20 protein-coding genes, 4 tRNA genes and 1 other annotated feature are annotated in these 24,849 nt (G+C 46.5%); of the genes, 12 read left to right on the top strand and 12 right to left on the bottom strand.

Annotated features, from left to right (window positions below; translation table 11 throughout):
* Positions 1–59 precede the first annotated feature (59 nt).
* The 8 genes from GXP65_RS10020 to GXP65_RS10055 all read right to left on the bottom strand — a co-directional run bounded on the left by GXP65_RS10020 (position 60) and on the right by GXP65_RS10055 (position 8,708).
* Positions 60–1,319, bottom strand: a complete 1,260-nt coding sequence (locus GXP65_RS10020) for a dicarboxylate/amino acid:cation symporter (protein ID WP_005431192.1) — start codon at positions 1,317–1,319, stop codon at positions 60–62.
* A 336-nt stretch (positions 1,320–1,655) separates the two neighbouring features.
* Entirely contained in the window at positions 1,656–2,462 is an 807-nt protein-coding gene (gene trpA, locus GXP65_RS10025; protein ID WP_162092710.1) for a tryptophan synthase subunit alpha, read from the bottom strand.
* Positions 2,462–3,652, bottom strand: a complete 1,191-nt coding sequence (trpB, locus tag GXP65_RS10030) for a tryptophan synthase subunit beta (RefSeq protein WP_162092711.1) — start codon at positions 3,650–3,652, stop codon at positions 2,462–2,464. Before trpB ends, trpA begins: the two co-directional genes overlap by 1 nt.
* A 64-nt stretch (positions 3,653–3,716) precedes the next feature.
* Positions 3,717–5,156: a bifunctional indole-3-glycerol-phosphate synthase TrpC/phosphoribosylanthranilate isomerase TrpF gene (gene trpCF, locus GXP65_RS10035; RefSeq protein WP_162092712.1), complete on the bottom strand. Its 1,440-nt coding sequence runs from the start codon at positions 5,154–5,156 to the stop codon at positions 3,717–3,719.
* 13 nt (positions 5,157–5,169) lie between these two features.
* Positions 5,170–6,180, bottom strand: a complete 1,011-nt coding sequence (gene trpD, locus GXP65_RS10040) for an anthranilate phosphoribosyltransferase (RefSeq protein WP_009700797.1) — start codon at positions 6,178–6,180, stop codon at positions 5,170–5,172.
* 36 nt (positions 6,181–6,216) lie between these two features.
* A complete protein-coding gene (locus GXP65_RS10045) occupies positions 6,217–6,825 on the bottom strand; it encodes an aminodeoxychorismate/anthranilate synthase component II (protein ID WP_162092713.1) in 609 nt (202 codons plus the stop codon).
* Positions 6,826–6,841: 16 nt separating this feature from the next.
* Positions 6,842–8,407, bottom strand: coding sequence for an anthranilate synthase component 1 (locus tag GXP65_RS10050; protein ID WP_045458186.1), 1,566 nt, complete (start codon positions 8,405–8,407; stop codon positions 6,842–6,844).
* Between the two features lie 125 nt (positions 8,408–8,532).
* Positions 8,533–8,636: a sequence feature (Trp leader region), on the bottom strand.
* Positions 8,583–8,708 (bottom strand): tryptophan operon leader peptide, encoded by a 126-nt coding sequence (locus GXP65_RS10055; protein ID WP_005431202.1) that lies wholly within the window; start codon positions 8,706–8,708, stop codon positions 8,583–8,585. It overlaps the preceding feature by 54 nt.
* A 94-nt stretch (positions 8,709–8,802) precedes the next feature.
* Here GXP65_RS10055 and GXP65_RS10060 point away from each other — a divergent pair, with 94 nt between their 5' ends.
* Positions 8,803–9,681 (top strand): PHP domain-containing protein, encoded by an 879-nt coding sequence (locus GXP65_RS10060; RefSeq protein ID WP_045421459.1) that lies wholly within the window; start codon positions 8,803–8,805, stop codon positions 9,679–9,681.
* Between the two features lie 38 nt (positions 9,682–9,719).
* The gene (locus GXP65_RS10065) at positions 9,720–10,340 is read left to right on the top strand and encodes an L-threonylcarbamoyladenylate synthase (RefSeq protein ID WP_005431206.1); all 621 of its coding nucleotides are present in this window, start codon (positions 9,720–9,722) and stop codon (positions 10,338–10,340) included.
* An 89-nt stretch (positions 10,341–10,429) separates the two neighbouring features.
* Here GXP65_RS10065 and GXP65_RS10070 read toward each other — a convergent pair whose 3' ends face one another.
* The gene (locus tag GXP65_RS10070; protein WP_045369231.1) at positions 10,430–11,140 is read right to left on the bottom strand and encodes a calcium-binding protein; all 711 of its coding nucleotides are present in this window, start codon (positions 11,138–11,140) and stop codon (positions 10,430–10,432) included.
* Between the two features lie 345 nt (positions 11,141–11,485).
* On the opposite strand from GXP65_RS10070, the gene rluB reads away from it, so the two are divergent.
* The gene (gene rluB / locus GXP65_RS10075; RefSeq protein ID WP_005431207.1) at positions 11,486–12,424 is read left to right on the top strand and encodes a 23S rRNA pseudouridine(2605) synthase RluB; all 939 of its coding nucleotides are present in this window, start codon (positions 11,486–11,488) and stop codon (positions 12,422–12,424) included.
* 166 nt (positions 12,425–12,590) lie between these two features.
* Here rluB and GXP65_RS10080 read toward each other — a convergent pair whose 3' ends face one another.
* Together GXP65_RS10080 and yeiP are read right to left on the bottom strand one after the other, a co-directional pair.
* A complete protein-coding gene (locus GXP65_RS10080; protein WP_005431208.1) occupies positions 12,591–12,911 on the bottom strand; it encodes an HI1450 family dsDNA-mimic protein in 321 nt (106 codons plus the stop codon).
* A 2-nt stretch (positions 12,912–12,913) separates the two neighbouring features.
* Positions 12,914–13,480: an elongation factor P-like protein YeiP gene (gene yeiP, locus GXP65_RS10085; protein ID WP_005431209.1), complete on the bottom strand. Its 567-nt coding sequence runs from the start codon at positions 13,478–13,480 to the stop codon at positions 12,914–12,916.
* A gap of 187 nt (positions 13,481–13,667) precedes the next feature.
* Between yeiP and GXP65_RS10090 the strand changes: the two genes are divergently transcribed.
* The gene (locus GXP65_RS10090) at positions 13,668–14,435 is read left to right on the top strand and encodes a nucleotidyltransferase domain-containing protein (protein ID WP_162092714.1); all 768 of its coding nucleotides are present in this window, start codon (positions 13,668–13,670) and stop codon (positions 14,433–14,435) included.
* Positions 14,436–14,475: 40 nt separating this feature from the next.
* Here the strand turns inward: GXP65_RS10090 and GXP65_RS10095 are convergent, their stop codons facing one another.
* Positions 14,476–16,839 carry a DNA polymerase II gene (locus GXP65_RS10095; RefSeq protein WP_162092715.1) on the bottom strand — a complete coding sequence of 788 codons (2,364 nt, stop codon included), beginning with the start codon at positions 16,837–16,839 and terminating at the stop codon, positions 14,476–14,478.
* A gap of 432 nt (positions 16,840–17,271) precedes the next feature.
* Here GXP65_RS10095 and uvrY point away from each other — a divergent pair, with 432 nt between their 5' ends.
* The 8 genes from uvrY (at position 17,272) to GXP65_RS10135 (ending at position 24,847) form a co-directional block, all read left to right on the top strand.
* On the top strand, positions 17,272–17,916 hold the full coding sequence (gene uvrY / locus GXP65_RS10100) for a UvrY/SirA/GacA family response regulator transcription factor (RefSeq protein WP_005434947.1): 645 nt from the start codon (positions 17,272–17,274) through the stop codon (positions 17,914–17,916).
* Position 17,917: 1 nt separating this feature from the next.
* A complete protein-coding gene (gene uvrC, locus GXP65_RS10105; RefSeq protein ID WP_080766747.1) occupies positions 17,918–19,750 on the top strand; it encodes an excinuclease ABC subunit UvrC in 1,833 nt (610 codons plus the stop codon).
* 46 nt (positions 19,751–19,796) lie between these two features.
* The gene (gene pgsA / locus GXP65_RS10110; protein ID WP_005530466.1) at positions 19,797–20,354 is read left to right on the top strand and encodes a CDP-diacylglycerol--glycerol-3-phosphate 3-phosphatidyltransferase; all 558 of its coding nucleotides are present in this window, start codon (positions 19,797–19,799) and stop codon (positions 20,352–20,354) included.
* Positions 20,355–20,754: 400 nt separating this feature from the next.
* Positions 20,755–20,828: transfer RNA gene (locus GXP65_RS10115), tRNA-Cys, on the top strand.
* Between the two features lie 37 nt (positions 20,829–20,865).
* A tRNA-Gly gene (locus GXP65_RS10120) sits at positions 20,866–20,941 on the top strand.
* Between the two features lie 78 nt (positions 20,942–21,019).
* Positions 21,020–21,106, top strand: a tRNA-Leu gene (locus GXP65_RS10125).
* A gap of 11 nt (positions 21,107–21,117) precedes the next feature.
* Positions 21,118–21,193, top strand: a tRNA-Gly gene (locus GXP65_RS10130).
* 762 nt (positions 21,194–21,955) lie between these two features.
* Positions 21,956–24,847: a pyridoxal phosphate-dependent class III aminotransferase gene (locus tag GXP65_RS10135; RefSeq protein ID WP_162092716.1), complete on the top strand. Its 2,892-nt coding sequence runs from the start codon at positions 21,956–21,958 to the stop codon at positions 24,845–24,847.
* Positions 24,848–24,849 lie beyond the last annotated feature (2 nt).

Raw genomic sequence — 24,849 nt, forward strand, 5'->3', positions numbered from 1 at the left:
CAGGTTTGAGATGAAAAAAAACCGCTCTTTTGAGCGGCTTGTTTAAAATGCGTTCAGGGTTAAGCTTCTTGCTTTTGAAGCTCAGCTTGTTGCGCTTCTTCTTCCACTAGAGCATCGACGATCACTGCACATGCTGCGTCACCGGTGATGTTTAGTGCGGTACGAATCATATCGAAGATACGGTCAAGAGCGAACAGTAGTGGTAGGCCTTCGATTGGAATACCAGCAGCAAGCAGTACTGCTACTACTAGGAATGAAGGACCAGGAACACCTGCTTGACCTACAGCGCCTAGTGTAGAAGTAACGATGATCGCGATGTACGCGCCCATGCCTAGGTCGATGTTGAACAGCTGAGCAAAGAAAATTGCTACTAGACCGTAGTAAATCGCGTTACCAGACATGTTGATGGTTGCGCCAAGCGGTAGAACAAATGATGCAGTCGAGTTCTTAACGCCAAGCTCTTTTTCACACGTATCCATCGTTACTGGCAGTGTCGCCATTGAAGACGCGGTAGACAGGGCAACGGCTTGCGGTTTCTTCATTGCTGACACGAACTTCTTCGCCGATGTCTTAGTGAAGATGTGTACCATCGCTGGGTAAACCACGAAACCGAACACAAGGATTGCAGCTACGTACACAACGAACAGTTTGAATACCACCATGAGGGCACCAAAACCAAACGTACCCACCGCTTCAGCCATCAGACCAAATACGCCAATAGGAGCAATGATCATCACTTTGTTGATCATCCAAACCATCGCGTCAACGATGCAGTTAACACCATTGATGATTGGCTCGCGGCGCGCTTTTTCTTGTTTTGAAATCGCAATACCGAAGAACATACAGAACACTAGGATCTGAAGAATATTTGCTTCATTAAGTGATTGGAAAACGTTGGTTGGGATCATACCAGTGATGGTCGCCCAGAAAGTAGGTAGCTCACCTTTTGAAGCGTATTCAGCCGAGAACATACCTTCAACGCCAGAAACGTCGATGCCCATGCCAGGTTTGAATACTTCACCCATGAACAGCGCTAGTGCTACTGCTAGGGCAGACGTTAGACCGAAGTAACCTAGGGTTACCAAGCCTACTTTTCCTGCAGATTGGCTGTTGCCAAGGCCTGCTGCGCCCGAGATAAGGGCTACCGCAACCAATGGGATCACGAGCATTTTAATCAGGTTGATAAAGATCGCACCAAGTGGCGCGAATACTGTCGCACTTTGACCCATGAAGGCACCAACGGCAGTACCCACGATCATTGCAATGACGACTTGCACGCCAATGTTGTTTAGCAAACTCTTTTGTTTTAACACTTCCATAACCTCTGTGCTAATAATGTGTAAAATCCTAAAATTACCCACCAATATAAAGTTGTTATTTGGATAATTGTTTCGCCTTGCTTTTTACACTTATCATTCACAATTAGCAATACAATTTCTGTACATACTTACCGTCTAATTGGAAATTCATTGACTACTGATAGTTTTTTAATCGATAGCAAACGATTGCTATCGATTGTGGTGATATTTTGGTTGTCTGGCGTTTGAAAAATAGATGGCAAGAGAGGGAGGTTTTTAGACGGGAATGTTAAAAAAAAGATCAATTCCTGATGGTTAATAAGGAATCGATCTCATATTTATCAAATTAGTGATACGTTATTTTTGTGTTGCAGCTTTCATTGCAGAAACGAATTCACCTAGCTTATCGAGCATGATTTGTGGTTGCTCGACCTTCGCTTCGATAATTTTTACCACGGCAGAACCAGAAATCGCACCAGCGGCACCAGATTCTAGAGCTTGTTTTACTTGTGCAGGCTCTGAAATACCAAAACCAAGCAGCGCTGGTGGTGCATTGAATTGATTCAGTTTATCTAGCATGTGGTCAACAGGCATGTTTGCCTTGGTCTCAGCGCCAGTAACACCTGCACGAGAAAGTAGGTAAGTGTAGCCGCCACCGAGTTCGGATACGTGCTTCAGCGTTTCATCACTTGCCGTTGGTGGGGCAATGAAGATTGGGTGAATTCCAAACTTCTCTGCTGCTGCAACAAATTCTGAGCTCTCGTTGGTTGGTACATCTGCAATCAAAACAGAATCGATGCCCGCTTTTGCACAACGCTCGTAGAAGTTTTCGATACCACGTGAGTACACAAGGTTCGCGTACATCAGAAGACCAATAGGTAGCTCTGGGTACTTCGCTCGGATCTTACCAATCTGCTCGAAACAGATATCCGGTGTTGCGCCTGAATCTAGAGCACGAATGTTCGCACCTTGGATAGTCGGGCCATCCGCAAGAGGATCTGAGAATGGAATACCGAGTTCTAGAGCATCAGCGCCTGACTCAACTAATGTTTCCATGATCTTGTAAGACTGCTCTGCGTTTGGATCGCACACCGTTACGAACGGTACAAACGCGCCTTGGTTTTTCTCGTTTAGGCGCTTAAACATCTTTGCATAACGGCTCATTAGATCGCTCCTTTTTCTTCTAGGATGGCATGTACAGTGAAGATATCTTTATCACCACGACCTGATAGGTTCACAACTAACAATTGTTCTTTTTCTGGATTCTCACGAGCCATACGCAGTGCATGTGCCACAGCGTGAGAGGACTCTAGAGCTGGGATGATGCCTTCGTGACGCGCAATTTCTTGGAATGCTTCCAGCGCTTCATCGTCCGTTACGTTGTCGTATTCAGCGCGGCCGATTGCGTTCAGATGTGCGTGCTGTGGACCAACTGAAGGGAAATCAAGACCTGCAGAAACAGAGTATGATTCTTCAACCTGACCGTTTGGATCTTGCATCAATGGCGCTTTCATACCAAAGAAGATACCCGTTTTACCGTGTTTAAGTGGTGCGCCGTGTTGGTCGGTATCGATACCCTTACCTGCTGGCTCAACACCAATTAGGCGAACGCTTTCTTCTTCGATGAAGTCAGCAAACATACCGATAGCGTTTGAACCACCGCCCACACACGCGATAACTGCGTCAGGAAGACGACCTTCACGTGCCAAAATCTGATTCTTTGTTTCTTCACCAATCATGCGTTGGAAATCGCGCACGATGGTTGGGAATGGGTGAGGACCAGCCGCTGTACCTAATAGGTAGTGCGCGTCTTCATAAGTTGCAGACCAGTCGCGCAGTGCTTCGTTACATGCGTCTTTAAGTGTTGCTGAACCAGAGTGGACCGGAATAACTTCTGCACCCATGAGTTTCATACGGAATACGTTCGGGCTTTGACGCTCAACGTCTTTTGCACCCATGTAAACGCGACACTTAAGACCAAGCAGTGCACATGCTAGTGCGGTTGCCACACCGTGTTGACCTGCGCCAGTTTCAGCGATGATTTCGTTTTTGCCCATGCGTTTCGCAAGTAGCGCTTGACCCAACACTTGGTTGGTCTTGTGCGCGCCGCCGTGAAGTAGGTCTTCACGTTTTAGGTACAGTTTGGTTTTCGTACCTTTAGTTAGGTTACGAGTTAGAGTTAAAGCCGTTGGGCGGCCCGCATACTCTTGCAGAAGGGTCATGAACTCACTGCGGAATTCTGGATCTCCTTGCGCGTCGATAAACGCTTGCTCTAGTTGCTCCAATGCAGGAACTAGAATTTGCGGAACGTACTGACCGCCGTATTCGCCAAAGTAGGCATTCAGTTTTGCCATCGTTATATTCCTTCTCGTATTTTTCGCTACGAATAGCTTTAAATTTTTTAGCTGATATCCAGCTTTAGTAGTTGCGAATGGCGGTGAAGGCCGCGAGCAACTTCTGTGAATCTTTTTTGCCTGGTGCGCTTTCTACACCAGAGTTTAAATCTAATCCCAAGCAACCTAGTGTCGCTGCTTGTTGAGCATTTTCTGGCGACAGTCCGCCTGCTAGCATAATTTGACTTGGGTCGCCGATCAGTGACCAGTCGAACACTTGACCAGTTCCGCCAGTTTGAGTGCCAACTTGCGCATCTAATAAATGGCGGTCAATGTTTTCTGCAAGTAGTTCTGGCTTGGCATCAGTCACGCCGTAAGCTTTCCAGATTTCAACACATGCTGGCAACTCTGCTTTTAGCTGGTTAACGTAAGCTTGGTCTTCTTGGCCGTGCAACTGCACCGCTTTCAAACCCAAAGAGGTCACGACAGAAGCAACAAAATCGATATCGTGGTTTTGGAACACGCCTACGTAGTTCAGTGGGGCACCGCTCATGGTTAAGCGAGCGCCTTCAAGATCAACGGCGCGCTTCGACTTCTCAACGAAAATCAGGCCACCAAATACCGCACCAGCTTGATATGCTTTCGCTGCATCATCTGGATGAGTGAGACCACAGACTTTGTTTTCGCCCAGCGTCACTTTGCGTACTGCCAGTTCAAGGTTGTCTTCTGCCATCAGCGAGCTACCAATCAAGAATCCGTCTGCGTATTCCGCTAAATCACGAACTTGTTGATGCGTATAAATGCCAGACTCTGAAATCACGGTAGCGTTTGGTGCTAATTCGCGAATTGTCGGTGCCAATTCTTTAGTACGATTCAAATCGGTGCTTAGGTCGCGAAGGTTACGGTTATTGATGCCGATAACGCGAGCGCCTAGCTCAACGGCACGGTGAAGCTCTTCTTCGTTGCTGACTTCGGTCAGGATACCCATGTTCAGGCTGTGTGCTGCTTCTTCTAGGGCTTTGTATTCTTCGTCATTGAGGACAGACAGCATTAGCAAGACAGCATCAGCACTGTAATGACGCGCCAGGTAAACTTGGTAGGTGTCTATCATGAAGTCTTTGCACAGAACCGGTTGTTTGACTTGACCACGTACTTGAGGAAGAAAGTCAAAGTTACCTTGGAAGTACTTTTCGTCTGTTAGGACTGAAATTGCATCTGCGTAGTTGTTGTAAACCGATGCAATGTAATCCAAGTTGAAGTGATCACGAATCAGACCTTTAGAAGGAGATGCCTTCTTACATTCGGTGATGAATGCCGTCTTTTCGCCACTCAGTGCATCGTAGAAGCTGCGGTCCGCTGGCTGCAAATCAGACTGAAATGTGCTTAGCGGTTGAGACTCCTTACGGTCTGCTACCCACTGATATTTGTCGCGGACAATTTTCGCCAGTACTTCTGCCATTTCTGCTTCTTTCTTAGAAACGTGTTCAGACAGGTTGTCAGCTTGCTGAGTGTTGAAGTCAGTCATCTTCTTCAATTCCTTAAGCGTGTGCGGCAAGTTGTTGTACCAATTGGTACGCCTTACCAGAATTCATTGCCTCAATCGCTTGTTGCGTGTTGGCTTTTAAATCTTCGTGGCCGAATAGACGCATTAGCAGAGCAACGTTTACTGCCACTGCGCCCAATTGTGCGTCTGTACCTTTACCCGTCAGGATATTGGTAATGATCGCTTTGTTTTCTTCAGGATCGCCACCTTTGATCGCTTCTAGTGGGTGTGCTTCTAGACCGAAGTCTGCTGGTGTTAGCGTGTACTCAGTGATTTTACCGTCTTTGATTTCGGCAACGGTTGTTTCACCGTGAATCGCCACTTCATCCAAGCCACTGCCGTGTACTACTGCTGCGCGCTTCATACCCATTTGTAGCATGGTTTCTGCGATAGGACGAACCAGTTCTTCACTGTAAACGCCCATCAATTCGATGTTTGGACGAGCAGGGTTAATCAGTGGGCCAAGGATGTTAAAGATGGTGCGTGTTTTCATGGTTTGACGCACTGGCATCGCATGGCGCACACCACCGTGGTATTGAGGTGCAAATAGGAAAGCAACACCGATGTCGTCTACCGCTTTGCGCGTATCTTCTGCGCTCATAGCTAGGTTGATACCAAACGAGTCAAGAAGGTCAGAAGAACCAGATTTACTCGAAACGCTGCGGTTACCGTGTTTCGCTACTTTTAGACCACATGCTGCAGCAACAAACGCCGCAGTGGTTGAAATGTTGATGGTGTTGTGACCGTCACCACCAGTACCTACGATATCTGCGAAATCGTAATCTGGGCGAGGGAATGGGTTTGCGTTTGCCAGCAGTGCTTTCGCAGCGCCCGCAATTTCATCTGGCGTTTCGCCTTTGATTTTTAGTGCAGTCAGCGCTGATGCCATCAAAATTGGGTCTAATTCACCACGGATAATGATGTCGAATAGCTGTTGGCTCTCTTCCTGAGTAAGCGATTCTTGCTCGTACAGTTTGGTAATAATAGGGTTGATGATTGCTTCCATATTTCCTCTCCTAAATTTCTTATGTGCCAGTGCTTTTTAAGCAGTGAGTGGGTTCGCTGAAGTTTGTTCTTCAAGTGCCCATTCAATGGCATTGGCCAACAGTGTTGCTCCGTAGGTCGTCATAATAGATTCCGGGTGGAACTGGAACCCGCAAACTTTATCTTCTTCATGTACAACAGACATCACCAAATCATCTACTTCTGCTGTGATGGTTAGGCTCTCAGGAACCTTGGTCGCAACCAGCGAGTGGTAACGTGCAATTGCAAGTGGTGATGGTAGGTTTTGGTAAATCGCATGGTTTTGGTGCTCCATCATGGAGACCTTACCGTGAATGATTTCGCCCGCGCCAGCAACGGTGCCGCCGTACGCTTCAACAATCGCTTGGTGACCAAGACAAATGCCGATCATCGGCACTTTGCCTTTCATGCGTTGGAGCAGCTCTGGCATTGAGCCTGCTTCTGAAGGAGCACCAGGGCCTGGCGATAGCAGAACCACTGGGTTTTCAAGCTCGTTTACCGCTTGTTCGATGGTTTCTGCTGGGATGTTGTTTCGGTAAATCTTGACTGAGTGACCTAGCGAGCGGAACTGATCCACAAGGTTGTAGGTGAATGAGTCAAAGTTATCGATAAAAATGATATTAGCCATCTCTGAACCCTATTCCTTATTGTGATTTATGCGCTGCTTGGATAGCAGAGATTACCGCTTGTGCTTTCCCGCGCGTTTCGTCTGCTTCCGCTTGCGGATCAGAGTCGAACACCACGCCTGCACCGGCTTGAACTTGAGCAATGCCGTTCTCAACGTAAGCTGAGCGAATGACGATACATGTGTCGAGTGTGCCTTCACCAGTAAGGTAACCCACAGCACCGCCGTAGCTACCGCGTCGTGCGCCTTCCACATCGCGAATCAACTGCATCGCACGAATCTTTGGTGCACCAGTGAGCGTGCCCATGTTCATACAAGCTTGGTATGCGTGCAGCGCGTCTAGGTCTTCACGCAGTTGACCAACCACACGAGATACCAAGTGCATTACGTGGCTGTAGCGGTCGACTTTTAGTAGGTCTGCTACGTGGCGAGTACCAGCTTGAGCAATACGAGCGACGTCGTTACGTGCCAAGTCAACCAACATCATGTGTTCTGCGTTTTCTTTCATGTCGGTACGCAGTTCAAGTTCGATGCGGCTATCTAGGTCAAAATCGATCTCGCCGTTAGGGCGCTTACCGCGGCGGCGAGTGCCTGCGATTGGGTAGATTTCAATTTGGTTAGTGTCGGTTTCGTACTTAAGCGCGCTTTCTGGTGATGCGCCAAACAAAGTAAACAGCTCGTCTTGCATGTAGAACATGTAAGGGCTCGGGTTACTTTGTTTGAGTTCTTTGTAGGCTGCTAATGGAGAAGGGCAAGGGAGTGTAAATCGGCGAGACGGCACGACTTGGAACACATCGCCTTTCACTACGAACTCTTTTAAGTCGCGAACGATTTGGCAGAAGTCGGAATCAGATACGCTAGGTTCAACCGTGACGTCGGCGATTTGCTCTGCACTTGGCAGCAGTTTTGGTGCTGCGCATTGAGCGCTGATTTCTTCGATGCGAGTTTCTAGCGTTGTTTTCTCTGATTCGTCGACAAACAAAGTCGCTTGCAGTTGGCAAGATTCGGTTTGATGATCCACAACCAACAGCGTTTCCGCTACATAGAAAACGTAATCTGGGCATTGGTTGGTTGCTTCTGCATTGCCCAGTGGTTCGAAGTTAGCGACCAAGTCGTAGGCAAACAGACCACCAAGGAAAATCGCGTGCTTATCTTGCTCTGAAATATCGAAGCTGTGTTGCACCAAACGCAGCGCATCAAATGAAGAGGCTTCACGTAGGCGAGAATCTTCATCTAGTGTGTCGCAAGGCTGGGTGAACTCCAAAGTCAGCGTTTCGCCAACGAACTCACTCTTAACCTCACCACGAATGTTTTGGTTTAAATGAGAAAGCAGGTTCTTACCATTGTTGGTCAATGCCTGCATGCTAACTGTGTGACCGAAACAAACGATGCGCACCGCAGAATCGACAATTAGCAGGGATTTTAAATCTTGCTTTGAGTCGATCTCAGCAGATTCCAGCAATAGGCTGTCAGTTTTGTTCTCACATAACGTGTGGAACAAGCGAGTCGGGTCTTGAGTATAAGGGACGGAAGCCGTTAGCACTTCAAGCTGTCCAAGTTTCTTAATTTCAATGGCCTTGTTCACAAGACCTCCTTATAACTGTTTACATCTTCCTGCCGTACATAGTCGCATAAAGCAAACGTTCACCCAATCAAGTTTTGGTCAGATCCGATGAATGTTTAAGCAGTTGAATGTGAGATGGACGACAAAACAAAAAGCCCGCTGAGGTAGCGGGCTTTGTGACATTTAATTCTCTAAACTAGAAGTACACGTTTGCCCACCAAGAACTTGTCCAAGTGCGCCACCAAGCAAGGTCTGCAGAATTCATCTTATTCAGACGAACCGCAACTTTCGCTTTCTGGTTTTGGTTAAATTCTTGTAACATGGTGAGCCTTAATTAGGTACTTCGTATTTGTGTACTAGTTAACTAGTGCAGAGATGAAAAGTCAACCCCAAAACAGCATTAAAACGACAAAAAGATGAGAATTGATTTACACAGCCACACCACCGCTTCAGATGGTCGATTTGCACCACATGATTTAGTGGACAGGGCACTGAGTTTTGATATCGAGGTTTTGGCGATCACAGATCATGATACGGTTGACGGCTTAGCTCCGGCCAAGCAATACGTTGAAGAGAACAATCTCCCGATCAAAATCATCAACGGTATCGAGATTTCGACCGTTTGGCAGAACAAAGACATCCATATTGTAGGTTTGAACATTGACCCTAACAGCTCTGCGCTGGCGGAGTTAATTCAACAGCAAAAATCGCATCGTGTTGAGCGCGCAGCATTGATCGCCGAGCGCTTGCAGAAAGCCACCCGTGAAGGTGTACTAGAAGAAGTTCAGCAAATTGCAGGAGATGCGCCAATTACTCGCGCGCATTTCGCAAAGTGGTTGGTGGACAATGGTTACGCTAAAAACATGCAGATGGTGTTTAAGAAATTCCTGACGCGCTCTAACCCTGGTTATGTACCGCCGAATTGGTGCTCCATGAAAGAGGCGGTAGACGCTATCCATGCCGCTGGTGGCCAAGCAGTGCTAGCGCATCCGGGGCGTTATCAGCTCACTGCCAAGTGGGTAAAACGCCTGTTAGCGGCATTTGTTGAAGCGGGTGGGGATGCCATGGAAGTTGCGCAACCTCAACAAGCGCAACAAGAAAGACGCAACTTGGCGGATTATGCTATACAATACAAACTATTAGCTTCTCAAGGCAGCGACTTTCACTATCCATCACCGTGGATGGAATTGGGAAGAAACCTCTGGTTACCCGCGGGCGTAGAACCAGTTTGGAAAGATTGGGGTATTGATCCTTCGTTGAATAATGCTCAACAAGACCAAGTCGAGAACCCATAAAAATATAGAGCCGAGAGGTTCGATAATGAGGAATTACAATGAGCCAGTTTTTTTACGTTCATCCAGAAAACCCACAGGCTCGCTTGATCAATCAAGCAGTAGCAATCATTCGTAACGGCGGTGTGGTGGTGTACCCAACCGATTCAGGTTACGCACTAGGCTGTCAATTGGAGAACAAACAGGCGTTGGAACGAATCTGTCAGATCCGTCGTCTGGATGATAAACACAACTTTACTTTGTTGTGTCGTGATTTGTCGGAGCTTTCTCTGTATGCACGAGTGGATAACTCTGCATTCCGACTACTGAAAAACAATACTCCGGGTCCTTACACCTTCATCTTCAAGGGCACAAAAGAAGTGCCGCGTCGTTTGATGAACGCAAAACGTAAGACCATCGGTATCCGTGTTCCTGATAATCGCATTGCGCTGGACCTACTAGAAGCGCTTGGCGAGCCAATGATGTCTACGTCGCTTATTCTACCGGGCAGTGATGTGACGGAATCAGACCCAGAGGATATCCGTGACAAACTAGAGCATGCCGTAGACGTGATTCTTAACGGCGGTTACCTAGGCGAGCAGCCAACCACGGTTATTGACTTCAGTGAAGGTGAATCCGTCGTTGCGCGTATTGGCTCTGGTGATCCAGCGCCATTTGAGTAACTCGGTTTACTCTTGATGAAATAAGAAAGGGAGGCTAATGCGCCTCCCTTTGTCTTTTGAATCAATGTGTAGGTTTTTATATTCGCGTGTTATGCGAAGTCAAAGATGTCGATATTGTAGTGCTCAATGTAGTTCATGTAGCCAGCATCGATCCCTTTCAGGGTCACTTCTACATTAAACTCATCGCTGGAGAATACCGCCCATCCAAAGTCGTTGTAAGACAGCGTTAGGTCATCTGCTGAGTCTAAGAAGGTATCGCGAATGCCGTCATCGTTCGTATCAAGGCCCATATCAAACACCAACTTATCGTGACAAATGTTGAAGTCGAGTATCTCTGCTTTCACTTCGATGTCGTTTGATGACACCGGTTGGTCCGGAACGCCAACAGCAAGACGGTTTGTCATAACAAACGTGTCAGAGCCACAGCCGCCTGCTATAACAGAGTTGCCATCGCCAACCACGACAGTATCGTTACCCCAACCTGCGTTGATGAAGTTATTGCCAGAGTAATCGAAAATTATGTCGTCGCCACAACCACCAAATAGAGAGTCATTACCTAAACCACCCGACAAATAGTCATTGCCAGAACCACCGGCAAGTAGGTCGTTACCTCTACCACCGAGTAGAGTGTCGTCACCCCAGCCACCGAAGACGTAATCATCACCACCAAAGCCAACAAACTTATCGTCGCCGCCAAAGCCGATAAAAACATCGCTTGTATCGGAGCCTTTTGTACCTGTCATGTTGTCATCTTCGGAGGTGCCAAATATCCAATTTAGGTCAAGATTTGTATGAGACATTTATTATTCCTTTTTCATCTGTTTAAGGGAGCTAGCAAGCTGTAGGGTTATCTTTCTTATAACCCTGACAATTTTATCAGGTAGGCCAGCGTTTTAGAGGCTCGCTCCGACCCATAATAGTGCGGTTCTATTTGGGGAGTGTCTGGTACTAAGTGGGAGAGGGTGATGAGTTAAGTGTGAGTTTTTGGGCGTTATTTTGCTGCGACAATATGGACGATTTCGCTTACATTAAAGTAGAGAATCCCGTATAATGACCGACCGAAAAATCCCAACAGGTTGGGTAACTTGCACAATGAAGACCAATCTTGGTCTCGACGTCTGTGAAGACGACACATAGGTAGATAAATGAGCGAAAAGTTACAAAAAGTATTAGCACGTGCTGGACACGGTTCTCGTCGTGAGATCGAATCGTTAATTAAATCTGGTCGCGTTAGCGTGAACGGAATCGTAGCTAAACTTGGTGAAAGACTGGAAGATGAGAACAGCGTAGTTCGTATCGATGGTCACGTTGTGTCTGCTAAGGCGCAAGAAGAAGTGATCTGTCGTGTTTTGGCTTACTACAAGCCAGAAGGTGAACTATGTACTCGTCACGACCCTGAAGGTCGTCGCACTGTTTTCGATCGCCTGCCAAAGATCCGTGGTTCTCGTTGGATTTCAGTTGGTCGTCTTGATGCAAACACATCAGGTCTACTGCTGTTTACAACAGATGGTGAACTGGCGAACCGCCTAATGCACCCAAGCCGTCAGGTTGAACGTGAATATCTTGTTCGTGTTTTCGGCGAAGTCACTGAACAAAAAGTGAAAAACTTGGTTCGTGGTGTTGAGCTTGAAGATGGCATGGCACGTTTCGAAGATGTGGTATATGCGGGTGGTGAAGGTATGAACCACACGTTTTATGTTGCTATCAACGAAGGTCGTAACCGTGAAGTTCGTCGTCTGTGGGAATCTCAAGACACGACGGTTAGCCGCCTAAAACGTGTTCGTTACGGTGACATCTATCTGGATAAGAAACTGCCTCGTGGTGGTTGGATGGAACTTGATCTGAAAGAAGTAAACTACCTACGTGAATTGGTAGAACTTCGTCCAGAAAAAGAAACCATGCTGGATCTGAACAAAGACAACACGTCACGTAAGCGTGAACGTGCTCGTAGCCAAAAAATCCGTCGCGCAGTTAAGCGTCACGAAGAGCGCGTAAATACACCGAAAGGTCGCAGCAACAACCCTTCTCGTCGTAAGCCGAAGAAGACTGCGGGTGACCAAGGTGCACGTAACAAGCATCGTTAATCGATAGCAAAAAATCAGAAAGGCTTGCCCACTCGGCAAGCCTTTTTCTTATCCAGCATTTTGTTCTCTGGCGTTATCGTGTTCTTCTCTTTTTATTACACGTAACTTATCGACATAAAAAAACACCAGCGCGAGGCTGGTGTTTTTGATCATGATAGGGAAAGCGTTAGTCGCGTTTCCAAAGCATATGACAGAACTTATGTTCTGGGTCTCGACTGATTAGCATACGAGCAAAAACGTCATCAAGTACGTCATTTTCCTCGTTTACTAAGCCGATTCGAACTTCTGCATACACTTCTTTGTCGATATCGAAGCCAACGTGTTCAACCCAGTCATCACCAGTTTCAACAAGTTCTGCGGCACCACGATCTTCAAATTGCGCAGTAAACAGAATGACATCAGCTGGCTCTAGGTTGTCTGGAGCCATCTCAAGGAAGATGTCGTACGCAGCGTCGATAACGTCGTCGTAAGAAATCAAATCAGACATACTTATGCTCGGCTCATGTATTTACGTTCAGTCGTGTTGATGATTACACGGTCACCAGTCGCGATGTACTCAGGAACTTGGATTACAAGACCTGAAGCAAAGCGTGCTGGTTTAGTACGTGCAGATGCAGAAGCCCCTTTGATTGAAGGGTCAGTTTCTTCGATCACTAGCTCAACAGAAGAAGGAAGCTCGATACCAACAGCAGAACCGTTGATTAGGATAAGGTGAATACCTTGAGTGTCTTCGTTGATGAACAAAAGCTCATCTTCAACTTCGTTGTGCTTGAATGTGTATTGTGAGTAGTCTTCGTTATCCATGAAGATATGCTCATCGCCGTCAGCGTATGAGTACACAACTGCACGTTTGTTCATTTCTACTGTTTCAACAACGTCATCTGACTTGTAACGCTCGTCTACACGTGCGCCAGTGTTTAGATCTGTACAACGCATTTTGTAGATTTTAGCGCCGCCACGACCGCCAGGAGTCGTTACTTCGATGTCTTTAACTAGAAGAGTTTTACCATTAGACTCGATTGCGAAGCCTTTTTTGATTTCACTTGCCTTTGGCATTGTATTTTCCTATTTACACTTATTAAGCAAAACTTGGTGATTATAGCGCTAAGTTGCTTGTCTGGCACCAAAATTCCACACAGTAATTTGCACCTCAATAAGGGGGTTATTTGGCTTGATTCAAATGCAAGGCTAGTGGATCATATAGCCCATCGTCCGTTAAAAGCCTGAGATCGCGTTTTCTTCAATGTCTCTTCCTGTTATCGATCCAAAACATCCTTTCCAACCAGAATTTGAACCTCTGCTCAGAGAAGTATTGGCATGCCTTAAAGGTGGGCTTGGTTCTAACTTACATAGTGTTTATGTTTATGGGAGTGTGGCACGTAAGTCGGCGGTTGCGGGCAAATCGAATCTCGATATGGTCGTTGTCACTAAGTCGAGCTTTGAAAACAATCGCGCTACTTTGTTGAACACCATTAAATGGCGAGCACAGCAAGGGCACCCGCAGGTAAAAGGGGTAGCGATTCGTACTGCGCTGGTTAATGAAGTCGCCAACCTCGATAGTATCTTCACTTGGGGCTTTATGCTTAAGCATTGCTGTGTCTGTGTTTATGGTGATGATCTGGCGGATTGCTTTGGCGATTATGTGCCAAGTTGGGAGATTGCTAAACACTGGAACATGGATGTCGAAGACTGGCTATCGGTGTATCGCACTAAGATAGTACAAGCACAAAGCATTGAAGAGCTGGTCAGTGCCCAAGTGACTATCGCTAAGAAACTGCTTCGAGCGTCGTACTCACTTGTCATGTATCGAGACAAACGTTGGTTTGATGACCCGCTTGAATGTGGGGAGCAATTTCTACGATACCACCCAGAAAAGCAGCTTGAGATAGAACGCCTTGGTATTCTGCTCTCTGGGCGCGCAATCCCAAAACGTTCTGTGATTGGTTTAATTGACGGTTTTGGTGAGTGGTTGGTGGCTCAGTACCAAAAGACCGAATTTCGCATTGGCTAATGTCACCTTACGTTGGTTCCTCACCAGTTAAGAGCTTGATTTAGAACAGCCCCATCTGCGGCGCAGATAACTGCTCGAAGTCTGTGCCAATAAACGGCAAAATCGCATCGGCCACTGGCTTCAACTGTTTATCAACATAGTGCTGGTAGTCGATCGGACTATTGCGGTATTCGTGTGGCTCTGGCCCGTTTACGGTAATCAAGTACTCGATTCGACCACGGTTTTGGTACTGCAGTGGTCTGCCTAATTTAGCGTTGATGTCATCGGCTAAGCGCGCAGCACGTACTTGTGGTGGAATATTCTTTTGGTATTCGTGTAGCTTGCGGCGTAAACGCTTTTGATATACCAGCTGATCATCAAACTCACCATTATTGGTTTTTTCGACCATCTCTCGCACGTAATCACTTGGATCTTCGCCGTGGAAGATCATTTGGTACAAAGTATTTTGGAATCGCTGTGCCAGTGGTGTCCAGTCGGTGCGTGCACTTTCTAATCCTTTGAAGATAATGCGTTCTTGTTCGCCTTCACCAATCAAACCTGCGTAGCGTTTCTTAGAGCCCGTTTCCGCACCACGGATGGTTGGCATCAGGAACTTGCGATAATGGGTTTCGTATTCGAGTTCAAGAATCGAGTTGAGGTTGTACTCACTGCGCAGATGGTCACTCCACCATTGGTTGATGTAGTCGACCAGTTCATTGCCAATTTTATCGGCGTCTGCTTGGCTGTACGCGCCATTTAAAGACACAAAGGTTGAATCGGTGTCGCCATAGATCACTTGATAACCTTTGTCCTCAATCAGAACTTTGGTTTGTTTCATGATTTCGTGGCCACGCATAGTGATGCTCGAAGCAAGGCGGGTATCAAAGAAACGACAGCCAGAAGAACCAAGCACACCATAAAAAGAGTTCATGATGATTTTGATGGCTTGCGAGAACGCTTTTTCGTTGTTCTTCTTTGCGACATCGCGCGCTGCCCAGAGCTTTTCGATCATCTCTGGCAGAAAGTGTTTGCTACGATGGAACTGACCACCACGAAATCCCGGTACGGCTTCATTGTCTGCTTTGCCGATTTCAAGCTGTAAGCCTTCGACTAAACCCATAGGATCGATCAAGAATGAGCGAATAATAGAAGGGTAAAGGCTCTTAAAATCGAGTACCAATACCGAGTTGTAAAGGTTTGGGATCGAGTCCATCACATAGCCGCCTGGACTGGCGATCCAGTTTTCGGGATGCAGATTTGGCGCAACATAGCCAGCTCGGTGGATTTGCGGCAAATACAAATTAGTAAAAGCTGCTACTGAGCCCCCGACGCGATCCAGTTCCACACCCGTTAGGCGAGAGCGTTCGATTGCGAAGTCGAGTAGGTGAGTGTGGTCAAAAATCTTGTTGACCAACACACAGTCTTGCAAGTTGTATTTAGCGAGAGACGGCTTGTCTGAACGGTACATGCGATTGATTTCGTCCATTCGATCATGAACGTTATGAATCTCTTTACCTTCGCCAAGGAGTTCTTGTGAAACCGACTCAAGTGACCAAGATCGGAAATGGTATGTCGCGGTTTTGAGCGTATCGATACCATCGAGTACCACACGCCCCGGTATTGAGATGAACCCCTGTTGGCTTTGCGCGGAGCTGCGGAAGAAACTTGGCTGGTCTGCACGACCTAATATCAGCTTCATGTTGTGCCACTCTGCGCGCTTGTGTAGCAGGCGGAAATCGAAGTCGATCACGTTCCAGCCAACAATGACGTCTGGGTCGAACTGCTTGAACCAAGCGATCAAAGCATCGAGTAGTGCCTTTTCATCTTTCACCCATTGAATTGCTGTCTCTGCTGGTTCCGGCTCACCAATCATGATCACCCGTGAATCGACAGGGCTGTCTAAACCAATCGAATAGAGAATGCCTTTTTCTGAACATTCTAAATCTAAGGACACCACGTGTAGCTTCGGCTGGTATTCACCTGTACGGCACTTTGCATTTTGAATGCGTTGGAAGCCGTTTCGTGGCTGCTGGTTGCCGGTAAACTCCATGCTGCCTTTAATAAAACGTTCCATCAAATAGCGGTCGGCAAGACGCACGTCGCCTTCGAAATGAACGATGTCATGTTGCTTAAGCTCATCTTGTAGAGCGAACGCGTCTTTTGTCGTTTGCGTGTAACACGCAGCTAAAGGTGTTAGTTGAAAGTTCTTTAGCTCAAGCGCGCGAATGTCGACGGTAATGTGTTTAGAGCTGGCAAGTTGCTTGGTTTGCTCGATGTGCGCCTGTTCAATAAAGAAGACGGGCCTTTCTCCTTGAATCAACAATTGGGTTGGACCATTCTCGGTCGAAAGCCAAAGCTCAATCTGAGTTTGACCTTTGATGTCTCGGGCTTGGCGAGTGAGAAGGAAGCCTTGTTGGATATTCAATAGAGAAACCTTGTAAATCAATGAAGCACGTATTCTAGCATTAAGAACTGTAAAAATAACCAGTAAAAGACCGGTGCTGAATTTCACCGTTCGAGTGCGTGTCTTGAGGGTGTACAAAAGCGGAGATATCTCGCTTATGGAATAACCATTTATGGGTGATATTGCGTTTTGCTGAGCAAAGTGAAATCTAGTTGCTTGATTTATTGAAGTTTATGTTGTTAATTAGCTTGTCTTAAAAATCGGCTTTGCACGCTACACACTCAAATAATAGAGTGGTTTATGAATAAGTTCTTGCCAAACTTTGCGTTTAAGCACATATTCATAGAAAGCAATTTTTTGCCTAATGCGGTAGTATATAGGCACTCATACTGATATCCACATTGACATAAAGTTATGTGGGTGCAGAGCCAATAAAAGTGTGGAGATACAAGTTTGATAAATGTTTTCCTTGTAGATGATCACGAGCTGGTTCGCACAGGGATACGACGTATTATTGAAGACGTCCGTGGAATGAACGTAGCAGGAGAAGCTGACAGCGGTGAAGAAGCAGTAAAATGGTGTCGCAGTAATCATGCAGACGTCGTTTTAATGGATATGAACATGCCAGGAATTGGCGGCTTGGAAGCCACTAAAAAGATTCTTCGCGTGAATCCTGATGTAAAAATCATCGTATTAACCGTTCATACGGAAAATCCGTTCCCAACTAAAGTGATGCAGGCGGGTGCTTCTGGTTACCTAACCAAAGGTGCAGGCCCTGATGAAATGGTTAACGCAATTCGTGTGGTTAACAGTGGGCAGCGTTACATCTCGCCAGAGATTGCGCAGCAGATGGCATTGAGTCAATTCTCACCTGCCTCAGAAAACCCATTTAAAGACCTTTCTGAACGCGAACTGCAGATCATGATGATGATCACTAAAGGGCAGAAAGTAACGGATATTTCTGAACAACTGAATTTAAGTCCAAAAACAGTCAACAGCTACCGCTACCGTCTGTTTAGCAAATTGGACATCAATGGTGACGTTGAGTTAACACACTTAGCGATCCGCCACGGAATGCTGGACACCGAGACCCTTTAGTGTGAATCAACCCTTCGATTCGGCTTCCTTTCTCAAGACAGTAACTCATCAGCCCGGCGTTTACAGAATGTACAACGCCGAGGCTGTTGTCATTTATGTAGGCAAAGCCAAAGATCTCAAAAAGCGCCTCTCAAGCTACTTTCGCAAGAAAGTCGACAGTGAGAAGACCCGCGCTCTCGTAAGTAATATCGCGAAAATTGATGTCACGGTAACTCATACCGAGACGGAAGCGCTCATCCTCGAGCACAACTACATCAAGCAATATTTGCCCAAATACAACGTACTTCTGCGTGATGACAAATCGTACCCTTACATTTTCATTAGCGGTCATAAACATCCGCGATTGTCTATGCATCGTGGTGCGAAAAAGCGCAAAGGTGAGTACTTTGGACCATACCCGGATTCTGGTGCGGTACGAGAAACTTTGCACCTTTTGCAGAAAACACTCCCTGTTCGTCAGTGTGAAGATACGGTTTATTCCAACCGTACTCGCCCTTGTTTGATGTACCAAATTGGTCGCTGTGCGGGCCCGTGCGTCAGCACGATTATTTCTGATGAAGAGTACGCCGAGCTGGTGGGTTTTGTGCGTTTGTTTTTGCAGGGCAAAGATAAGCAAGTACTTGAACAGCTCATTGAGAAGATGGAAGTGGCAAGCCAGCAACTTCGTTTTGAAGATGCCGCTAAGTTCCGTGACCAGATCCAAGCGATTCGACGCGTACAAGAACAGCAGTACGTTTCAGAAGACAGTATGGACGATATGGACGTACTTGGTTTTGCCCAAGAGAACGGCATAGCTTGTATCCACATCTTGATGATTCGTCAGGGCAAGGTGCTAGGCAGTCGCAGTCATTTCCCAAAGATTCCACAAAATACAAGTCAACAAGAAGTGTTTGATAGCTTCCTTACTCAGTACTACCTGAGTCATAACGAGGCACGCACCATTCCGTCTCGTATTATCCTGAATCAAGAGCTGGGTGGTGACATTGAGCCGATTCAACAAGCCTTGAGTGAAGTGGCGGGGCGTAAGGTTCAGTTCCATACCTCACCGACAGGGTCGCGCGGTCGTTACCTTAAGTTATCCAATACCAATGCGTTGACGGCGATTACCACTAAGATCAATCACAAGATGACGATCAATCAGCGTTTCAAGGCACTGAGAGAAGTCTTGGGTATGGAAACCATCGCTCGCATGGAGTGTTTCGATATTTCGCACACGATGGGCGAGAGCACTATTGCCTCTTGTGTGGTGTTCAACAGTGAAGGCCCAGTTAAGCAAGAGTATCGTCGTTACAACATCACAGGCATTACTGGCGGCGATGATTACGCTGCAATGGGACAAGCCTTAGAGCGCCGTTATTCGAAGCAGCTAGATGTAGAGAAGATTCCTGACATTATCTTTATCGATGGTGGTAAAGGACAACTCAATCGAGCGCATGAGATTATTTCCCAATATTGGGGGGATTGGCCGAAGCGTCCAATCATGATTGGTATTGCCAAAGGCGTTACTCGGAAACCGGGACTTGAAACTTTAATTACCGTAGATGGTGAGGAATTTAACTTGCCAAGTGATGCGCCGGCATTGCACTTGATTCAGCACATCCGAGATGAGAGTCATAACCATGCAATTGCAGGGCACAGAGCGAAACGTGGCAAAACCCGTCGTACCAGTGCGTTAGAGGGGATTGAAGGCGTAGGACCGAAACGTCGTCAAGCCTTACTCAAATACATGGGTGGTTTGCAGGAATTGAAGCGTGCAAGTGTCGAAGAAATCGCCAAAGTACCGGGAATTAGTCACTCTTTGGCAGAAATTATTTTCCAAGCATTGAAACAATAAGGAAAATCCCGCAACATTAAGCCGCAATGTGTAAGAGAATAATAAAATGCGTTTGAATATCCCGAACATTCTATCTCTACTAAGACTGTTCTTAATCCCAGTTTTTGTGGTTGTTTTCTATCTACCTTACTCTTGGGCGCCTTTTGCAGCAGCAATGGTTTTCTGGGTTGCAGGTTTTACCGATTGGCTTGACGGCATGCTGGCTCGTAAGCTAGGCCAAACGTCTCGCTTTGGTGCTTTCATTGACCCTGTGGCAGATAAAGTACTGGTTGCAACGGCCCTGATTTTGATCACAGAGCATTATCACAGTATCTGGGTGACCATCCCCGCTGTGACCATGATAGCGCGCGAAATCATCATCTCTGCATTGCGTGAGTGGATGGCAGAAATCGGTAAGCGAGCCAGTGTGGCAGTTTCTTGGGTTGGCAAAGTAAAAACGGTCTCCCAAATGTTCGCACTCTGGGTTCTGATCTGGCGTTACGATGATTGGATGGTATGGCTTGGTTTTGGTGCTTTGTATGTTGCGACTTTCCTGACCTACTGGTCAATGGTTCAGTATTTAGCGGCGGCGAAAGACGATTTGCTTAATGAAGAGCATCACTAAAACAATCAAACGCAAATAGCATTTTAAGAAGCAGGCACGTAGCCTGCTTTTTTTATATCTAATTCTCAAAGGGCGATAGGAGTGTGATCTAAGTCTTACTTTTAACTGCTCCATACTTTATTCAAGTCTGTTCCGCTGATTATCAGCACTTGAAATCAAGAATAACGCCTTGGAATGGGTAAGGGGAGTAGCCCAATATTCATGATAAACAAGTGTATTTCGGATATTCTCAGTATTAAAACTAATCAATTTACCGTCTTTCGCACAAATTCTGGTCAAACGATTTAAAAAAATAAAAATAGTGTTGACTCGATCGCTTGAATCCGTAGAATGCATCCCGTACCCAAGAGAGCACAGCTCGAAAGGGTGGTGAGAAAAGTTAAACTTTCTTCACAGATGAGGCGCCTTGGCAGAGTGGCTATGCAGCGGATTGCAAATCCGTGGACCTCGGTTCGACTCCGGGAGGCGCCTCCATTATTCTTTTGAGAGTGAGTGACTTTCAAGAATAAATGCGACACTAGCTCAGTTGGTAGAGCGCAACCTTGCCAAGGTTGAGGTCACGAGTTCGAACCTCGTGTGTCGCTCCAAATTAAAGTGATATGGCGATTAGCGATATCAGATGGTGTTTTACTTTTCTGTAAAGGCATCACAAAGAATATTTGTGTGCCCTGGTGGTGGAATTGGTAGACACAAGGGATTTAAAATCCCTCGACGTTCGCGTTGTGCCGGTTCAAGTCCGGCCCGGGGCACCATCTCAAAATCTGCGACACTAGCTCAGTTGGTAGAGCGCAACCTTGCCAAGGTTGAGGTCACGAGTTCGAACCTCGTGTGTCGCTCCAGATTCGAAAGCCCAGCATTTATGCTGGGCTTTTTCGTTTCTACTGTTTGAGTCTTCCTTCAGTTCTACCCAGCGGCTTCATACATCCAATTGTATAGAATCCCTCTCAAATCTTGCTTTAACACTCTTATGGCGTAGTAAGAAAATGCCTTCTCAGAGCCGTACAAGCGGGCTGTCTTTATATTTTCTGTTTTCAACCGTTGATGGATTTAAGACGCTTTTCTGCGATACATATCAATATTAATGAAAATGAACCGAGTAAACGTTTGCCGCCGATTGTGATCTAAATCAATATGCAACCTGTGAAAACATATTGCCAGAAGATTTTATTTTGTGATAAATTCGCGCGCAATCTCGGAGCGTATTATTACGACTTTGATTCTCTGGGGGATACGCGTAATGACCATTCAAGCTGATTGTGACATTACGTAGGGTAGGTATCGGCAAAGCCATTTGTCGATAGACGGGATACTAGTGCTGTAAGAAGCAGCATGTTAATGGGAAACCCAACATTGAAACCTTTAAACAAACACACACTAATCAGCTTCATACTGCCGAAATGTCCCGTTTTACAAAACGGATGCATTACGGAACCTTGATTACTCTCCAAGCACAATAAAAGTCGCGTTCGTCGTGACGGGGTATCTGTATTTGTCGTTTAAGTAACGATGAATGCGGAGGTATATCTGTATTTCCTGTTATTTAATACTAACAAGAATAAATACAGGAAAGAGAATCATTATAATTCAAGGGATTATGTAGTATGAGCACTGCCTTTGAAGTCGATAACACTATCGCAAATTACTTTTCCTCTCAGGTTCCTATTGTTGAAGGAACGTATGACCTAACTCCTGATCAAGTGCTTCTTGAACAGGCTGAACATGAATCTGAGGTTCGTTCTTACCCACGTCGTTTACCTATCGCGATTAAACAAGCTTATGGCTGTTTGGTCGAAGATACGCGAGGCCAGATCTTCTTAGATTGTCTTGCTGGCGCGGGCACTTTGGCTCTAGGTTACAACCATCCAGAAATTAACCAAGCGCTAAAAGAACAATTGGACTCTGGTCTGCCGTACCAAACTCTGGATATCGCGACATCTGCGAAAACGCATTTTATTAAGTCTGTTAAAGGCTTTCTTCCTCAAGAGCTGAGTGACAACTGCGTGATTCAGTTCTGTGGCCCTTCTGGTGCAGACGCGGTTGAGGCAGCAATCAAGCTGGCCAAACAAACCACGGGTCGTAACACCATGTTTGCTTTCCGCGGTGCCTACCACGGTATGACGAACGGCACTATGGGTATGATGGGGAACTTGGGCACCAAAGCTCGTCGTACTGGTTTGATGTCAGACGTGCACTTTATGCCATTCCCTTACAGCTTGCGTTGCCCGTTTGGTCTAGGTGGAGATGAAGGTGCGAAAGCAAGCATTCGTTACATCGAGCGTCTACTGAACGACGACGAAGCAGGCATCATGAAGCCAGCTGCAATCATTGTAGAGCCAGTACAAGGTGAGGGCGGTGTGATTCCTGCTCCTGCATTTTGGCTACGTGAGCTGCGCCGCATCTGTGACGATCACGGTATCCTACTGATTTTTGATGAAATTCAATGTGGTGTCGGTAAGTCGGGCTACAACTTCGCATTCGAAGAAGCGGGCATTGTTCCTGATATTTTGTGTTTGTCTAAAGCGATCGGTGGTGGCTTGCCAATGTCACTGTTGGTGATCAACAAGCAACACGATACATGGAAGCCAGGTGAGCACACTGGTACGTTCCGTGGCAACCAGTTAGCAATGGTGTCAGGTGCGAAAGCACTAGAAATAATCCAACGCGACAATCTTGTTGAGCATGCAAATGTTGCAGGCCAGTACCTACGCTTTGGTCTTGAGAGCATTCAAAAACGCGTTAACTGTATCGCGGATGTTCGCGGTAAAGGTTTAATGCTGGGTGTAGAAATTAAGAATCCAAACGGCAAACTCAATAAGTTCGGTGAGCCTTTGTCAGATGGCCAGCTTACTCTTGATATTCAACGCGCGGCTCTTGAACGTGGCTTGATGGTAGAAAAGGGTGGCCGTGATGGCTCTGTTATTCGCTTCCTTCCGCCACTTATCATTTCTTTCGAGCAAATTGACTTTGCACTTCGAGTTCTGGAAGACGCAATTATCGCTGCAGGCGGTAACTATGTTGAAGCAGACCCACAAGAAGAGTGGAAAAAGCACTTTATTCATACAGGTGAACTTGGCAGCGCTGAATTTGCATCGGTAATGAACCATACGACTGCGGCGATGAAGTCGGTATTCGAACAGGTCAATGCGCCATACTCTGGTATGAACCCTAAGTTGCTGGAAACGGCAATCAACGCGATCGACTTGGACAACAAAAACGCACCGCTCAAATCTGTAATTGATGAGGCGGCTGAGCTTGTCGCGAAGAATGCGATTTTCACTCAGCACCCAGATTGTATTGCTCACCTGCACACGCCTCCTTTGATGCCTGCGGTAGCAGCAGAAGCCATGATTGCAGCGTTGAACCAATCAATGGATTCATGGGATCAAGCGTCTTCTGCGACTTACGTAGAGCAAAAGGTGATTAACTGGCTGTGCGACAAGTATGAGCTTGGTGAGAAGGCGGATGGCATTTTCACTAGCGGTGGTACACAAAGCAACCAGATGGGCCTAATGCTTGCGCGTGACTGGGTTGCAGACAAGCTAAGTAACCACTCAATTCAGAAGCTGGGTCTTCCAGAATACGCGAACAAACTTCGTATCGTATGTTCGAAGAAATCGCACTTCACGGTTCAAAAGTCAGCATCTTGGATGGGACTGGGTGAGAAAGCCGTGATGACTGTCGATGCGAACGCTGACGGAACGATGGATGTTACTCAGTTAGATCACGTTTTAACGCAGGCAAAAGCAGAAGGTTTGATTCCATTCGCTATTGTTGGCACAGCAGGTACGACCGATCACGGTGCAATTGACGATCTAAACTTCATTGCGGATATGGCAGCGAAACACGAAATGTGGATGCACGTGGATGGTGCTTATGGCGGTGCACTGATTCTGAGCAGCCACAAATCGCGCCTGAAAGGTGTAGAGCGTGCGCACTCAATCAGTGTCGACTTCCACAAACTGTTCTACCAAACAATCAGCTGTGGCGCGTTGTTGGTGAACGATAAGTCGAACTTTAAGTTCCTACTTCATCATGCTGACTACCTGAACCGCGAACACGATGAGCTACCTAACTTGGTAGACAAATCTATCGCAACGACGAAGCGTTTTGATGCATTGAAAGTCTTTATGACGATGCAAAACGTGGGTCCTAAGGCGCTTGGCGATATGTACGATCACTTATTGGTACAAACGCAGCAAGTTGCCGACATGGTTCGCAACCACGAGCAGTTTGAACTTCTTGCTGAACCAGCACTTTCTACGGTTCTATTCCGTGCAACCAATGTACGCACAAACAACGCATCTGCAGATTTAGATGAACTGAACAAAGCGTTGCGTCTTGAAGCGTTGACTCGCGGTATCGCAGTTCTTGGTGAAACCATCGTTGATGGTAAGACCGCTCTTAAATTTACGATTTTGAATCCTTGTCTGACGACAGCGGACTTTGAATCTTTGCTCTTGAAAATCAACACGCTAGCAGTTGAGCTAGTTTAATA

It is taken from the genome of Vibrio sp. LB10LO1, from assembly GCF_010092875.1.
GTDB lineage: Bacteria > Pseudomonadota > Gammaproteobacteria > Enterobacterales > Vibrionaceae > Vibrio > Vibrio campbellii.

Excerpts from the sequence above, each read along its gene's own strand:
- GXP65_RS10020 (WP_005431192.1), bottom strand. The coding sequence starts at position 1,319 with ATGGAAGTGTTAAAACAAAAGAGTTTGCTAAACAACATTGGCGTGCAA.
- trpA (WP_162092710.1), bottom strand. The coding sequence starts at position 2,462 with ATGAGCCGTTATGCAAAGATGTTTAAGCGCCTAAACGAGAAAAACCAA.
- trpB (WP_162092711.1), bottom strand. The coding sequence starts at position 3,652 with ATGGCAAAACTGAATGCCTACTTTGGCGAATACGGCGGTCAGTACGTT.
- trpCF (WP_162092712.1), bottom strand. The coding sequence starts at position 5,156 with ATGACTGACTTCAACACTCAGCAAGCTGACAACCTGTCTGAACACGTT.
- trpD (WP_009700797.1), bottom strand. The coding sequence starts at position 6,180 with ATGGAAGCAATCATCAACCCTATTATTACCAAACTGTACGAGCAAGAA.
- GXP65_RS10045 (WP_162092713.1), bottom strand. The coding sequence starts at position 6,825 with ATGGCTAATATCATTTTTATCGATAACTTTGACTCATTCACCTACAAC.
- GXP65_RS10055 (WP_005431202.1), bottom strand. The coding sequence starts at position 8,708 with ATGTTACAAGAATTTAACCAAAACCAGAAAGCGAAAGTTGCGGTTCGT.
- GXP65_RS10060 (WP_045421459.1), top strand. The coding sequence starts at position 8,803 with ATGAGAATTGATTTACACAGCCACACCACCGCTTCAGATGGTCGATTT.
- GXP65_RS10065 (WP_005431206.1), top strand. The coding sequence starts at position 9,720 with ATGAGCCAGTTTTTTTACGTTCATCCAGAAAACCCACAGGCTCGCTTG.
- GXP65_RS10070 (WP_045369231.1), bottom strand. The coding sequence starts at position 11,140 with ATGTCTCATACAAATCTTGACCTAAATTGGATATTTGGCACCTCCGAA.
- rluB (WP_005431207.1), top strand. The coding sequence starts at position 11,486 with ATGAGCGAAAAGTTACAAAAAGTATTAGCACGTGCTGGACACGGTTCT.
- GXP65_RS10080 (WP_005431208.1), bottom strand. The coding sequence starts at position 12,911 with ATGTCTGATTTGATTTCTTACGACGACGTTATCGACGCTGCGTACGAC.
- yeiP (WP_005431209.1), bottom strand. The coding sequence starts at position 13,480 with ATGCCAAAGGCAAGTGAAATCAAAAAAGGCTTCGCAATCGAGTCTAAT.
- GXP65_RS10090 (WP_162092714.1), top strand. The coding sequence starts at position 13,668 with ATGTCTCTTCCTGTTATCGATCCAAAACATCCTTTCCAACCAGAATTT.
- pgsA (WP_005530466.1), top strand. The coding sequence starts at position 19,797 with ATGCGTTTGAATATCCCGAACATTCTATCTCTACTAAGACTGTTCTTA.
- GXP65_RS10135 (WP_162092716.1), top strand. The coding sequence starts at position 21,956 with ATGAGCACTGCCTTTGAAGTCGATAACACTATCGCAAATTACTTTTCC.